At 73.3% G+C, this 13320-nt stretch carries 13 protein-coding genes; 10 read left to right on the top strand and 3 right to left on the bottom strand.

Features of this window, described 5'->3' with window-relative positions:
• The first annotated feature begins 10 nt into the window (after positions 1–10).
• Entirely contained in the window at positions 11–223 is a 213-nt protein-coding gene (locus tag D1J63_RS11125) for an EF-hand domain-containing protein (RefSeq protein WP_030402432.1), read from the top strand.
• A 66-nt stretch (positions 224–289) separates the two neighbouring features.
• Here the strand turns inward: D1J63_RS11125 and D1J63_RS11120 are convergent, their stop codons facing one another.
• Positions 290–847 (bottom strand): glycoside hydrolase family 25 protein, encoded by a 558-nt coding sequence (locus D1J63_RS11120; protein WP_125628773.1) that lies wholly within the window; start codon positions 845–847, stop codon positions 290–292.
• A gap of 179 nt (positions 848–1026) precedes the next feature.
• On the opposite strand from D1J63_RS11120, the gene D1J63_RS11115 reads away from it, so the two are divergent.
• From D1J63_RS11115 to D1J63_RS11080, 8 genes are all read left to right on the top strand, one after another.
• Positions 1027–1761, top strand: coding sequence for a D-Ala-D-Ala carboxypeptidase family metallohydrolase (locus D1J63_RS11115; protein ID WP_125628772.1), 735 nt, complete (start codon positions 1027–1029; stop codon positions 1759–1761).
• 138 nt (positions 1762–1899) lie between these two features.
• Positions 1900–2427: a hypothetical protein gene (locus D1J63_RS11110; protein WP_102929604.1), complete on the top strand. Its 528-nt coding sequence runs from the start codon at positions 1900–1902 to the stop codon at positions 2425–2427.
• Positions 2428–2746: 319 nt separating this feature from the next.
• On the top strand, positions 2747–4258 hold the full coding sequence (locus tag D1J63_RS36890) for an FAD-binding oxidoreductase (RefSeq protein WP_206209357.1): 1512 nt from the start codon (positions 2747–2749) through the stop codon (positions 4256–4258).
• 131 nt (positions 4259–4389) lie between these two features.
• The gene (locus tag D1J63_RS11100; protein ID WP_125628771.1) at positions 4390–5601 is read left to right on the top strand and encodes an acyl-CoA dehydrogenase family protein; all 1212 of its coding nucleotides are present in this window, start codon (positions 4390–4392) and stop codon (positions 5599–5601) included.
• Positions 5602–5668: 67 nt separating this feature from the next.
• On the top strand, positions 5669–7165 hold the full coding sequence (locus D1J63_RS11095; RefSeq protein WP_125628770.1) for an MFS transporter: 1497 nt from the start codon (positions 5669–5671) through the stop codon (positions 7163–7165).
• 187 nt (positions 7166–7352) lie between these two features.
• Positions 7353–9059 (top strand): AMP-binding protein, encoded by a 1707-nt coding sequence (locus tag D1J63_RS11090; protein ID WP_164712795.1) that lies wholly within the window; start codon positions 7353–7355, stop codon positions 9057–9059.
• Positions 9050–9550: a nuclear transport factor 2 family protein gene (locus tag D1J63_RS11085; RefSeq protein ID WP_125628768.1), complete on the top strand. Its 501-nt coding sequence runs from the start codon at positions 9050–9052 to the stop codon at positions 9548–9550. The genes D1J63_RS11090 and D1J63_RS11085 overlap by 10 nt, the downstream gene beginning before the upstream one ends.
• Positions 9547–10074, top strand: a complete 528-nt coding sequence (locus tag D1J63_RS11080) for a PPOX class F420-dependent oxidoreductase (protein WP_240798787.1) — start codon at positions 9547–9549, stop codon at positions 10072–10074. Before D1J63_RS11085 ends, D1J63_RS11080 begins: the two co-directional genes overlap by 4 nt.
• Here D1J63_RS11080 and D1J63_RS11075 read toward each other — a convergent pair.
• Positions 10028–11038: an NAD(P)-dependent oxidoreductase gene (locus D1J63_RS11075; RefSeq protein WP_164712794.1), complete on the bottom strand. Its 1011-nt coding sequence runs from the start codon at positions 11036–11038 to the stop codon at positions 10028–10030. The genes D1J63_RS11080 and D1J63_RS11075 overlap by 47 nt on opposite strands.
• A gap of 216 nt (positions 11039–11254) precedes the next feature.
• On the opposite strand from D1J63_RS11075, the gene D1J63_RS11070 reads away from it, so the two are divergent.
• Complete coding sequence (locus D1J63_RS11070; RefSeq protein ID WP_125628766.1) at positions 11255–12019, top strand: glucose 1-dehydrogenase; 765 nt, start codon at positions 11255–11257, stop codon at positions 12017–12019.
• A gap of 257 nt (positions 12020–12276) precedes the next feature.
• Here D1J63_RS11070 and D1J63_RS11065 read toward each other — a convergent pair whose 3' ends face one another.
• Positions 12277–13146, bottom strand: coding sequence for a ScbA/BarX family gamma-butyrolactone biosynthesis protein (locus D1J63_RS11065; RefSeq protein WP_164712793.1), 870 nt, complete (start codon positions 13144–13146; stop codon positions 12277–12279).
• Positions 13147–13320: the final 174 nt, after the last annotated feature.

The raw sequence follows: 13320 nt of genomic DNA, 5'->3' as shown, positions 1-13320 counted from the left end.
GGGCGGACCGGTGGCCGACATCGAGGAAGCACGCAAGCAGTTCGAGCGGATCGACACGGACGGTGACGGCCTCATCACCGCGGCCGAGTTCAAGACCGCGCTCGCCCAGGGCGGCGACTGGAACGTCACCGAGTCGGTGGCCGAGGCGATCATCGCCGGCCGCGACCTCGACGGTGACAAGAAGCTGTCGTTCGACGAGTTCTGGGCCCACCTGAACAAGTAGCGACGCCGCGCCGAGAGGGGCGCCCGCCGGCCACCCGGACGGGCGCCTTCGCGCGAAGCGGCGCCCTCAGGCGCTCTGCGCCCACTCCTTCAGCGCGGCCTTGCTCGCGAAGTCCGCCACGTTGGTGTCGACCGGGTCGTCCGTGTACTGGTGGAAGCGCCACTTCGCCTGGATGCGCGGCTTGCCCGCCGAGACGTAGTCGGCGATCCAGAGGCCGTCACCGGCGTACGAGGTGGTGTCGATGTTGAGCCAGAAGTGCCGGTTCGCATAGAGGACGACCCGGTTGTCCGGTCGCAGCGCCTTCACCTTCTTGATGAAGCTGTCCTTCTCCGCGTTGCTCGGGTGCGTGCCCTCGCCGTTCGTCTCCCAGTCGACGGCGAGGATGTCGCCCTTGCGGTCCGGGGCCTTGGAGACGAAGTACTCGGCCTGGGCGGTGAGGTTGCCCGGCCACAGGAAGTGGTAGAAGCCGACGACGAGTCCGGCGTCGCGGGCCCGCTTCGTCTGGGCCGCGAGCTTGGGGTTGACGTACGAACGGCCCTCCGTCGCCTTCACGAAGACGAAGGAGAGGCCGTCGGTGTCGTAGCTGGAGGACTGGTAGGCGCTGACATCGATGCCACGCAGCATGGGGCCTCCCTGAGGAGCTGTGGGGGGACGGGAGTTGGTTATTCCCCACGATGACACGGGCGATCCCCGTCGGTGACGGAAACGTCGACTTCCCTTCGCCCGGGCGCCATTGACGCGCGTAGCGCGGTGCCGCACGCTGGGCTCCGGTTCACGGACGACTCGACGGTCGGGAGGCCGGGATGTTCAGACGCGTGTCACGTCTCCTTCTCTCATTTGTCATGCTCATGGCTGGAGCGGTGGTCGGGGTGGGCGCCACCGCCGGCGCCGCGCACGCCGACTCCTGCTACACCTGGAACCGCACCCTCTCCCAGGGATCCTCAGGCAGCGACGTGACGCAGCTGCAGATCCGCGTCGCGGGCTGGGTCACCTCCGGCGAGCGGCTCTCCTACGACGGCCAGTACGGTGCCCGCACCGCCGCCGCCGTCAAGAAGTTCCAGGCCGCCTACGGGCTGGCCGCGGACGGCGTCGCGGGCCCCGCGACCTTCAGCAAGATCTACGCCCTCCAGGACGCGGACTGCACACCCGTCCACTTCACCTACGCGGAACTCAACAAGTGCAACTCCGACTGGTCCGGCGGCGCGGTCTCCGCCGCCACCGCCAAGTCGAACGCCCTGAAGACCATGTGGAAGCTGGAGGCGATGCGGCACGCCCTCGGCGACGTGCCGATCACGATCTCCAGCGGCTTCCGCTCCCGCGCCTGCAACAGCGCCGTCGGCGGCTCGTCCACCAGCCGCCACCTCTACGGCGACGCCGCCGACCTCACCGGCTCGCCCAGCTTCTGCCGGCTCGCCCAGCAGGCCAGGACCCACGGCTTCTCGGAGATCCTCGGCCCGGGCTACCCCGGCCACAACGACCACACCCACGTGGCCTTCGACCCGTCGCCGTACTGGTCGGCCCCGAACTGCGGCATCTGATCCACCGGCCACCCTGGAAACTTCCAGGTTCCGCCCCGTTCGCCTCCCGTTGACAATCGCTCGTGCCGCCGGCGCTCCGGCCGGCGGCACGCACCGGGCCACGGCGCCCTGCCGGGACCCGGCAACGGGAGGAGTGCGATGAGTTCGAGGAGCAAGGCGACGGCCGGCCTCGCCGCGGGGGCGGCGATGGCGGCCGTCGCGGTCCTGGGAGGCGCGGCACCCGCGCAGGCCTACAGCCCCGATCCGTCGGCGACGATCATCCACCGGGACACGGACGGCTGCCCGTGCAGCGGCGGCAGTCTCGGCGACCCGTTCGACGGCACCTACTTCCAGCACGACGCGGGCGGCAAGGCCGTGAAGATCGAGCTCTACGACGACGGCTGGTTCATCGGCAAGGTGGAGTTCCACCCCTACGGCAACAAGATCTGGGTGTACGACACCAAGAACGACGGTGACGGCATCTACGTCCACGTGGCCGTCGACAACCACGACGGGCACGGGCTCACCGGCTGGAACCTCTACCACCCGCCGGGCACCGACAAGGTCGTGGACTACTCCGTCAACAGCCTCGGCAGCAATGTGCGGGAGGGCGCCGACATCCGCATCCGCGTGTTCGACGACTCCCGCACCACCGACCTGATCACCACCGCCTGGGGCGTGGCCTGACCGACGCGGGGCGGACCCCTGGGGTCCGCCCCGGACCGCGTGTGCGCGGCCCCTCCGAGTGCGCCCCATCCGAGTGCGCCCCGTCCATGTGCGGGGCGCACTTCCTTTTCCCGCCCCGGACGTCCGTGCGGGAGGTACGTCGGTCGGGTGGCCGGCGGCGGCCCCGGCTCCGGTCGTGCGCGAACTCCTCAATAGGCGTGCGCGATCCCTGGAGAGCGAACCCCCCGGCCTTCCTAGCGTGGTGGCGACGCCCGGCGAGCGACATGCAACGCCGCCGGACCGTCCGCCCACCCGTCGACGAAGGAACCGAGGTACCGCGATGACCGTCCTCCCCGAATCCGTCACCGGGCCGCACGGATCCACCGACGCCGCCCTGCGCGCCGTCCTGGCCGACGCCGCCCGCGTGGTGGGCGCGGACCGCGTCACCCACCCCGGCGAGGAGCCCGACGGCGCGCCCGTCACCCCCCTCGGGCCCAACGTGAGCCTCTACCGCTCCCGGACCGTGCACGGCGTCGTCCGTCCGCAGTCCGCCGACGAGGTCCGCCGCCTGGTCGCCCTCTTCGCGGACGGCTCCACCGGCGCCCGGCTGCACGCCTTCAGCACCGGCGGCAACTGGGGGCTCGGCTCCCGCGAACCCGCCGCGGACGGCGCGGTCGTGCTCGACCTCTCCGGCCTCGACCAGATCCGCGACATCGACGTGGCCCAGGGCTGGGCGGTCGTCGAGCCCGGCGTCACCCAGGCCCGGCTCGCCACCCTGCTGGCCGGCACCGAACGCATGCTCAACGTCACCGTCTCCTCCGCGCACACCAGCGTCGTCGGCAACGCCCTCGACCGCGGTGTCGGCCTGCGCCACCAGCGGGTGGACGACCTGATGGGCCTGGAGGTCGTGCTGCCCGACGGCGAGACCGTCCGCGTCGGCTGGTGGCCCGAGGCCGCCCGCCCCACCCCCGTCTACCCCCACGGTCTCGGCCCCTCCCTCGTGCAGCTGTTCGTCCAGTCCGACCTGGGCGTCGTCACCGCCGCCACCGTGCGGCTGCTGCCGAGGCCCGAGGCGCTGCGGGTGGTCCGGCTCAACTTCGCCCCGCGGGACGTCGAGGCGGCCACCGCCGAGATACGCCGCTGGGTCGCCCAGGGCCTGGCCCGCGGCGTGGTGAAGATCTACAACGAGGCGGCGGCCGCGGCGTACGGCGGCCCGGCCGGGCAGTACCTGGTCCACGTCTGCGTCGACGGGACCCGGGAGTCCGTGGCGGCGCTCACCGGCGTCGTCACCGCGGAGGCCGAGCGCTCCGGGCTGTTCAGCGCCGTCTCCGCCACCGACGCCGAGGACCCCGAGGCGGACAACCACGACGTCGCCGTACGGGTGGAACGCGCCTACGCGGGTGACCCGGACCCCTCCGACGCGCTGTTCGAGGCGAAGATGGGCCGCCCGGCCGTCCGCCTCGACGAGGAGGGCGGGTTCCTGTTCTTCCTGCCGCTGGTGCCGTTCACCGGGGCGGCCCTGGCCCGCGCCGACGCCCTCCTGGAGCAGGTGCGGGTGGAGACCGGCGTGCGCTGCGGGGCCACCCTCAACGCGCTCGGCGCCGACGTCGTCGACTGCGTCGTGACGATGAAGTTCCCCCGCGGGGGCGAGGAGGCGGACAACGCCCACCTGGCCCTCGACCGGCTCTACGAACTCTTCGCCACGGAGGGGTTCATCCCGTACCGCCTCGACATCGAGCACACCGACTGGGCCGACCGGCTCGCCCCCGACACCGGGGCGCGTGCCTTCGCCCGCCGACTGAAGGACGCGGTCGACCCCCATCGGGTCATCGCGCCGGGCCGCTACGCCTGACCGGAGTACGGGCACCGACGCGGACGCGCCGGCCGTCCGTACGGGAAGCCGGACCCGCACCGCCGCACAGCCGAGTCACCGCCCCCGATCCACCGCAGTCCCGCCCACCCCGGACGCTGGGAGAACGCCGCATGAGCCTGATCGATGCCCTGGACTCCGTCACCGCCCCGCCGGAGACCTCCGTCACCGCCGAGGAGATCCTGGCGCGGGCCCGCGCCGTCGCCCCCCGGCTGCGCGAGCGCGCCGAGGACGTGGAGAACAACCGCCAACTGCCGGCCGACGTCGTGGCCCTGCTGCGCGGCACCGGTGTGTTCCGCATGGCCCGGCCGAAGTCCTGGGGCGGACCCGAACTCGACGCCGTCCAGCAGACCGAGGTGATCGAGGCGCTCGCCCAGGGCGACGCCTCCGCCGCCTGGTGCGCCATGATCGGCATGGACACCCCGATCTACGCCGGCTTCCTCGGCGAGGACGTCGCCGGCCGGCTCCTCGCCGACCCCGACACCGTCACCGCCGGGGCGATCATGCCCATGGGCCGCGCCGAGCGGGTGCCCGGCGGCTACCGGGTCACCGGGCAGTGGCACTTCGGCAGCGGCATCACCCACAGCACCTGGGTGGTCGGCGGCGTCCTCGTCACCCGCGGCGGCGAACTGGAGCCGGGCCCGCCCGGAGCCCAGGGCAACTGGCGCGTGATCGTGGCCCCGGTCGAGGACTTCGAGATCCAGGACACCTGGTACACCACGGGCCTGGCCGGTTCCGGCAGCCGCGACTACCGCACGGAGAACCTCTTCGTGCCCGAGGAGTACACCTTCAGCTTCGCCGCGCCCCGGGTCACCGGCGCCGCCGCGACCCCGGACGCGGTGCTGCGCAACATGCCCGGCGTGCCGCTCGGCACCGCCCGCGCCGCCATCGACCACGTGCGTCAGATGGCCACCACCCGCATCGACCGCACCACGGGCACGCCGTGGCCGGAGAACTACCGGGTGCAGATCGCCGTCGCGCAGGCCGAGATGGACCTGTCCGCCGCCCGCTACGCCGTCTACGGCAGCCTGCGCGAGCAGTGGGAGATCCTGGAGGCCGGCGACGTACCCACCCGCGACGAGCAGGTGGCCACCGTCCTCGCCCGGGTCAACGCCTTCCGCACCGCCCGCTCCGTCGTCGCCTCCCTCTTCGACGTGGTGGCGACCTCGGCCGTCTACCGCCCCTCGGTGCTGGACCGCGCCCTGCGCGACCTCAACACCATGTGCCAGCACGTCATCGCCCAGGACCAGGTCATCCAGTCCGCCGGCGCCCACCTGCTGGGCGGGGCCCCGCACAACGCCTACAGCGTGGGCGTCGTCCTCTAGCGGCGCCGCCGAACGACGCACCCCCACACCGCACGCCACACCACACCGACAACGAGGACCAGCTCTCATGGCCACTTCCACCGAACCACCCCTCCTCAAGGACGACATCGACACCGGCCGGCCCGACTCCGACGCGCCTCGCTCGGGCTGGGGACCGCGCCTGTGGGGCACCCTGATCGTGCTGTGCGGCGCCATGTTCCTCGACGCGCTGGACAACGCGATGGTCGGCATCGCCGTCCCGCCCATCCAGTCCGACCTGGGCATGTCCACCGCCTCCGTGCAGTGGGTCGTCAGCTCCTACGTCCTCGGCTTCGGCGGCTTCCTGCTGCTCGGCGGGCGCATGGCCGACCTCCTCGGCCGCCGCAAGGTCCTGCTGGTCGCCGTCGCGGTGTTCGCCCTGGCCTCCCTGGCCGGCGGTCTCGCCACCGACGGGGCCCTGGTCATCGCGGCCCGCTTCGTGATGGGCGTGAGCGCGGCCTTCACCGCCCCGGCCGGACTCGCCATCATCATGTCCACGTTCCCGGAGGGACCGCAGCGCAACAAGGCGGTCAGCATCTACACCGCCTGCGGCGCGGCCGGGTTCTCCATGGGCCTGATCTTCGGCGGCCTGCTCACCGAGATCGGCTGGCGCTGGACCTTCCTGCTGCCCGTGCCGGTCGCCGTCGGCGTCTTCCTCGGCGCGCTCGCCCTGGTGCCCCGCGACCCCGCCCGCGGCACCGGCCGGCGCAAGTACGACGTGGCCGGCGCCGTCACCGTGACGCTGGCGATGCTGCTGCTGGTCTTCACCATCGTCCAGGCCCCCGAGGCGGGCTGGGGGAGCGCCGAGACGATCGCCGGATTCGCCGTGGCCGTGGCCCTGGCCGCGCTGTTCGTCGCGGTGGAGAAGCGCACCCCCGAACCGCTGATCCGCCTCGGCCTGCTCACCAACCGCACCCTGGTCGGCGCGTCACTGGCCGCCGCGGCCATCCTCGGCACCTACATGAGCTTCCAGTTCGTCGGCGCGCTGTACATGCAGTCGCTGCGGGACTGGTCGCCGCTGGAGATGGCGATGGCCTTCCTGCCGTGCGGGCTGCTCATCGCCACCGTCGCCCCGCGCGCCGGCAAGCTCGTCGGCCGCTTCGGCGCCGCCTGGATGATCTTCGCCGGGTTCGTCGCCTACACCGCCGCGTACGTGCTGTTCTGGCGGATCGGCGAGACCTCCGGCTACGCCGCCGTGATCCTGCCGACCATGCTGCTGATCGGTATCGCCTTCCCGTTCTCCTTCACCGGCTCCTACGTGCAGGCCACCACCGGGGTGGACGAGTCCGAGCAGGGCGCCGCCGCCGGTGTGCTCCAGACCGGCTACCAGGTGGGCGCCGCTGTGGTCCTCGCCATCGTGACCGCCACGATGGCGGGCGGCGAGCGGCCCTCCGCCGCGGAGCAGCTCGACGGCTTCCACAACGGGATGTACGTCATCACCGGTATCTCCGCGCTCACCATGGTGTTCGCGCTGGTCTCGGCGGTGCGCGGCGCCGCCCGCAAGCGCGCCGCACGGGCGCTCGCCGAGGAGACGGCGGGCGTCTGACCTCCGGCCCCCCAGCCGGCCGGCGGCGGAACCCCGCCCGGGGTCCCGCCGCCGGCCGCACCCGGCTCCCTGCCGGTACCCGGCTTCCCGCCGGTATCCGGCTTCCCGCCCACACGCCCTCGCCCTCACCGTCCCGCCGGTCCGCACACCGGTGCCGTCCGTCGTACCAGCCGAAGGAGGAGGTCCGTTGGGGCCCCTGGAGAGCACTCGCAGCCCCGGACCCGGCGGCGGCACGACGGCCGCCACGACCCCCGTCACTTCGCTGCTGACCGGTCCGCCCCTCACCGACCCGGGACCGGCGAGCCTGGCCGACGTCCTGCGCCGGGCCGCGGCACGCCGCACCTGCCCGGCCGTCTGCCACCTCGACGCCGAGGGCCGCGAGACCTGGACCGGCTACGGCGAACTGTTCGCGGACGCCTCCCGCCTCCTCGGCGGCCTCCGCCGTGCCGGGGTGGTCCGCGGGGACCGGGTGCTGCTGCACCTGGGCGACGAGCGGGAGTTGCTCACCGTCTTCTGGGCCTGCGTGCTCGGCGGCTTCGTCCCCGCTCCGGTCGCCTCGCGCGAGGGACCGGACGGGCTGTCCGACGCCTGGCACACCCTGCGCGGCCCGTGGATCGTCGCCGACGACGCCACCGGCACCGCGCTCGTGGACGGCCCTCGCGCCCACTGGCTGGGCAGCGCCGCCCACCTGTCCGGCCCCGCCGCCGGGGCGGACGTCACGCCGACCCCCGGCCGCGGCGACGACCTCGCCGTCCTGGTCCTGACCGCCGGCAGCACCGGCGCCCCCAAGGCGGTGATGCTCAGTCACCGCAACATCGTCAGCCGCTCGGCGGGCACGGCCCTCGCCAACGGCGTCGGAGACGCGTGCGTCACCTTCAACTGGATGCCGCTGGACCACGTCAGCGGACTGGTCATGTTCCACGTGCGGGACGTGTACGCCGCCGCCGCGCAGATCCACGCCCGCAAGGAATGGGTGCTCGCCGACCCGCTGCGCTGGCTCGACGTGATCGACCGCCACCGGGTCTCCGTCGCCTGGGCCGCCGACTCCTTCTTCGACCGGGTCGCCGCGCGGGTGGAGGACGGGACGGCGGCCGGCCGCCGGTGGGACCTGTCCGCCCTGGCCTACGTCATGAACGGCGGCGCCCCCGTCAAGGCGCGCACGGTGCGCCGCTTCGCCGCAGCCCTCGCCCCGCACGGACTGCCTGCGACCGCGATGCGCCCCGGGTGGGGCATGTCGGAGACCGCCTCCGGCGTCGTCGACCACCGGCTCGACGCGCGGCGCCTCGACCCGGGCGCGCGCTGGGTGCCGTCCGGCGTCCCGCACCCCGGCGTCTCGGTACGGGTCGTCGACGAGGACGACCGGACGGTGCCGCCCGGTACCCTCGGCCGGCTCCAGGTCACCGGCCCCACCACGACCCGCGGATATTTCGGCGCCGAGGAGGAGACCCGGGCCGCGTTCACCGCCGACGGCTGGTTGCGCACCGGCGACATGGCCTTCGTCGCGGACGGCGCGCTCACCGTCACCGGCAGCGCCGACGACCTGGTCCGGCAGGGCGAGGTCTCCTGCCACGGTCACGAGATCGAACACCTCCTGGCCGGCTTCGACGGCCTGCTGCCCGGCTCGGCCGTCGCCTGTACGGCCGCCGACGGCACCCTCGCCGTGTTCTGCTCGCTCGCTCCGGACGCCTCCGCCGACCGGACGGCACGGGAGGTACGGGCCGCGGTCGCCCGCCGGTTCGGCGTCGACGTCGCCCACGTCGTCCCGCTCGACCTCGCGGACATCCCCCGCACCCCCACCGGAAAGCCCCGGCGCGCCCGCCTGCGCGCCCTCATCCCCGCCCGGGACACCCGTCCCGCCGACACGCCCGACGAGGAGCACCCGCCATGCAGCTGACGGAGAGTCCCCGCACTGTGGACACGGTCACCGCCGACGCCGTCCAGGAACTGATCGACCGTCAGGAGATCGTGGACGTCCTCCACCGCTTCGCCCTCGGCCGCGACCTGAAGGACCCGGACCTCTTCCGCTCCGCCTTCACCCACGACGCCGAGTTCGACTTCCGTCCCGTCGGCGCCCGGATCGGCCTGGAGTTCCCGGTGATGCACGGCGTCGACATGATCACCCAGGTGGTCATGGACCCCGAGGCCGGCCTGGACACCTCGCACACCGTGACCAACTGCCGGGCGCGGATCACCGGGGACGAGGCCCTGCTGACCGCGCTGGTGGAGGCGCAGCACCTGCCCGGCGCCGACCACAGCCGGCACCTGCTGCTGAAGAACGTGTACGACGTCGCGCTGGTCCGCGACGGACAGCGCTGGCTGGCCCGGCGGATCACCGTCGACAACCTCTGGTTCACCGGTGACCCGCAGGTGATCCTCGGTCGATGACCGCACCCGGCCATCACCGCACCCGCCACCCCGGCGGCGCGCACCCCCGCCCCGCGGACCGCGCCTCCACCACGATCGCGTCCCCTCCCACGATCACGAAGGAGAGTCCCACGATGACGACCGAGACGCTCGCGCTGCGCCCGGAGGTCAGGGCGCTCGCGGACGGAGCCCACTTCGCCGCGCTCACCACACTCATGCCGGACGGCACCCCGCAGACCCAGGTCGTGTGGGTCTCGGCCGACGGCGACCACCTGCTGGTCAACAGCGAGGTGGAACGGCAGAAGGTGCGCAACCTGCGCCGCGACCCGCGGGCCACGCTCATGATCTGGCAGCGGGACAACCCCTACCGGTACGTGGAGGTGCGCGGCCGCGTCACCGGCGAGACCACCGGCCCCGCCGCCCGCGCCCACATCGACGAGCTGTCCCTGAAGTACAACGGCCGCCCCTACCCGCCGCAGGACATCGGCTCGGCGCGGATCATGCTGAGGATCGCGCCCGGGCGGCAGTACGTGTGGGGCCACTGACCGGGACGGACGGGTCGGCGCCGAGACGGGCGCGGTACCAGTCGGCGCCCGCCGCGAAGTCCGCCGCGAAGCTCCCGCCGGGTGCGATGCCGAGGAGCCGCCACAGCCGGGAGGTGTCGTACCAGTGGTCCATCGCCAGCAGCGACAGCCGTCGATGCCAGCCCGGGTCGCCCTGCGCGCCGTGCCAGCCGCGCGCCTGCTCGTACGTCACCTCCCCGGCCGGCAGCGGCAGGTCCAGGGCGCGGGCGGTGGCGGTGATCAGCTCGCGCGCGCGGACCGGCGCCGGGCGGCCGGCGTGCAGCACCGCGCCCCGGGGCACCGAGGCCCGCACGGCGAGAGCGGCGAGGACACGCGCCAGATCCTCCACGCCGATCACCGACATCAGCGCCCGGCCGCCGTCCACCCAGTGCGGCAGCACCGTGAGGAACTCGGCCAGCGCCGGGCCGACCCACACGTCGCCCGGTCCGTACACCAGGTGCGGACGCACCACCAGACCGCCCGCCGCCAGCACCCGCTGCTCCCCGGCGAGCCGGGAGACGCTCGTCGCCGAGGTCGGCCCCACCTCCAACTCGCCCTCTCCGGGCCCCAGATGCCGGCCGTCCCGGTACACCGCCGTGGTGCCGAGCTGGACGATCCGCCGTACCCCGGCGTGCTTCGCCTCGGCGAGCAGCGCGCCGGTGCCGGCGTCGTTGACCGCCCGGCACTCCTCGGGGCCGCCGCCGACCTGCGAGGCCAGATGGAGGACCGTGTCGACGCCGTCGCACACCCCGCGCAGGGAGGCGGGGTCGGTCAGGCTGCCGGTCCGCACCTCCGCCCGGCCCGCGAGGGCGTCGGGCCACGAGCGGTGGGCGAGCAGCCGCAGGGCGGGCCGGTCCGCCCGCGGGCCGTCCGAGGCGAGGAACTCGGCGACACGGGCGCCGACGAAACCCGTGCCACCAGTGATCAGAATGCGAGGTACTGCCATGTCGCTCATCCCTTTCAGCCATGTGCGAGACAGTTCGAGTACTCCGGGGAGGGCGGCCGGGCGCCGCGCTCGCGCCGGGTGTGTCGCGCCGGTGCGCGGGCCGCTGGAACCCACCGGTCAACGTGCGGGGGTGCCCCGCTCGCGGGACACGGGAGGAATCAGGCCAACTGTTTGCCGGAGCGACGGCCCGGGACCCCGTCCAAGTAGCTTGGGATCATGACGCACCAGGGTCTTCTCGCAGGTAAAACCGCTTTCATCAGTGGAGCGAGCAGTGGCATCGGAGCCGCCGCCGCACAGGTGTTCTGCCGTGAAGGTGCGGCCGTCATGCTGGTGGCCCGCCGCGAGGACCAACTGGCCGCCCTCACCCGCGAACTGCTGGACCAGGGCCACCAGGCCGACTACACCGTCGCCGACGTCAGGCGCGCCGCCGAGGTGGCCGAGGCGGTCCGGCGGACCCTGGCCCGCTTCGGCGCTCTCGACGTCGCCTTCAACAACGCCGGGGTCGGAGCCGCCCAGGTCCCCCTGCACGTGATGGCCGACGAGCTGTACGACACGATCATGGACACCAATGTGCGGGGGGTGTGGAACTGCATGCGGCACCAGATCGCGGCGATGCTGCCCCGAGGCGGTGCCATCGTGAACACCAGCAGCACCGCCGGCCTGGTCGCCACTCCCGTGGCCGCCCCTTACATCGCCTCCAAACACGCCGTACTGGGGCTGACCAAGGCCGCCGCGGCCGAGTACGCCCCGCACGGCATCCGCATCAACGCTCTCGCGCCCGGTTCGACGCGCAGCGAGATGGTGGACGCCTGGCTGGAAGAGGATCCCGGGGCCGAGGAGTTGCTGCGGGCGGCGGCGCCGCTGCCGCGGATCGCCGCCCCCCGCGAGATCGCCGAGGCCGCGGTCTGGCTCGGCAGCGACCGGGCCTCCTTCGTCATCGGCGCCACGCTGCCGGTGGACGGCGGGTGGACGGTCCGGTGACCGGGCCGGGAAGAGGGGAGAGCGGGAAGCGGACGCAGAAGGGGGACGCGCCCCTTCCGCCTGCCGGACGGGTCCGGGTGGGGGTGCGGGTACCTGCGCGAGTGCGGGTGGGGCCGGCGGTCGATGACGCGCGCGGGCTGCCCGGTCTCCCGACGGAAACCCGGGGCGGGGCGGCGGCGTGGGGGGAGGCCTGCTCGAAGAGCCGGTGACGAGGGCCTGCCGCGCGCCGCGGCCGGGGACGGTCCGAAACGCGTGCCCTAGTGTGCGGCGCTCCCGCCGAACCGCACCACGAAGGCGAGTTGACCGTCCTGGTGGCCGGTGACGCTGACCGAGGCCGTGCCGTCGGCGTTCTCGGAGGTGTGCGCCGCGACCCGGCAGGGGCTGCCGATCTCGACGTACCTGCTGAAGCGCATCTCGGAGGAGGACGGGGTGAACCGCCCCTCGGGGACGCTGAGATGGGCGGCCTGCTGCGCCGCCTCGACCAGGACCATCGCCGGGACGTGGTCGTTGACCCGGTCGAAGAAGAGCTCGTTGGCCGGGTCGGCGCGCAGCAGCCAGCCGCCCGGCTCCCCGGCCGGGGAGAGCGCGACGTCGCACGCCTGGGTGTGGTGGACGCCGGCCGGGTCCACGGGTGCGGCCGCCGCGACGCCCGCGCCCGCCGCGCTGGTGGGCAGGTGCCCGCGTATTCGGGTGTAGGCGGCGGGTGAGGTGATCTGGAAGCGGATCGAGCCCGACCCCACGAGCCGGCCACCCGACCGCAGCAGCATCTCCAGGTGCACACTGGACGGCACCGCTCCGCGCCTGCGCAGGTCGGCGACGTGCACGTCGAGGGTGAGGTCGTCGGCCGCGGTGCGGGTGAGCAGCCGCGTGTCGAGCCGGTGGCACAGGTCGTGCATGACGAAGTGGTGGCCGAGCGGCACCCCCAGCTCCGCGTGCGAGACCAGCAGCGTGCTCTGCCGGATCGTCTCCAGCACCAGCGAGGCCGTGCTCCGCCCCTCGGCGGTCACGAACAGCCGGTGCGTGCGCGGCCTGCGCGCGGAGACGGTGAAGTGAGTGTCGTCATGACGTGTGAGTTGTGTGGGCAGTACGTCGCGCAGCCGGGCCCGGTGGACAAGTGTCTTCTCCACCGGAAGCGCCGGAGCGCTGGGCGGTCCCCCTGCTGTGATGTCCGGGAATGTGGCGCTGTGCGCCTCTTTGTGGACGTCCCGGATCGTCGAAGCCATAGCGCGCAAGGTCGTTGCCTCTTCTGTCGAAGGTGAAGGTGCAGGACGACGTGGGGTATGGCCGATCTCCCCCCGCGG

Source organism: Streptomyces sp. KPB2, from assembly GCF_003950055.1.
GTDB classification, from domain to species: domain Bacteria; phylum Actinomycetota; class Actinomycetes; order Streptomycetales; family Streptomycetaceae; genus Streptomyces; species Streptomyces salinarius.
Note: the sequence above shows the minus strand (reverse complement) of the source record. Positions and strands in the feature narration are given on the sequence as shown.

Excerpts from the sequence above, each read along its gene's own strand:
- D1J63_RS36890 (WP_206209357.1), top strand. The coding sequence starts at position 2,747 with ATGACCGTCCTCCCCGAATCCGTCACCGGGCCGCACGGATCCACCGAC.
- D1J63_RS11110 (WP_102929604.1), top strand. The coding sequence starts at position 1,900 with ATGAGTTCGAGGAGCAAGGCGACGGCCGGCCTCGCCGCGGGGGCGGCG.
- D1J63_RS11075 (WP_164712794.1), bottom strand. The coding sequence starts at position 11,038 with ATGGCAGTACCTCGCATTCTGATCACTGGTGGCACGGGTTTCGTCGGC.
- D1J63_RS11085 (WP_125628768.1), top strand. The coding sequence starts at position 9,050 with ATGCAGCTGACGGAGAGTCCCCGCACTGTGGACACGGTCACCGCCGAC.
- D1J63_RS11070 (WP_125628766.1), top strand. The coding sequence starts at position 11,255 with ATGACGCACCAGGGTCTTCTCGCAGGTAAAACCGCTTTCATCAGTGGA.
- D1J63_RS11100 (WP_125628771.1), top strand. The coding sequence starts at position 4,390 with ATGAGCCTGATCGATGCCCTGGACTCCGTCACCGCCCCGCCGGAGACC.
- D1J63_RS11115 (WP_125628772.1), top strand. The coding sequence starts at position 1,027 with ATGTTCAGACGCGTGTCACGTCTCCTTCTCTCATTTGTCATGCTCATG.
- D1J63_RS11120 (WP_125628773.1), bottom strand. The coding sequence starts at position 847 with ATGCTGCGTGGCATCGATGTCAGCGCCTACCAGTCCTCCAGCTACGAC.
- D1J63_RS11095 (WP_125628770.1), top strand. The coding sequence starts at position 5,669 with ATGGCCACTTCCACCGAACCACCCCTCCTCAAGGACGACATCGACACC.
- D1J63_RS11080 (WP_240798787.1), top strand. The coding sequence starts at position 9,547 with ATGACCGCACCCGGCCATCACCGCACCCGCCACCCCGGCGGCGCGCAC.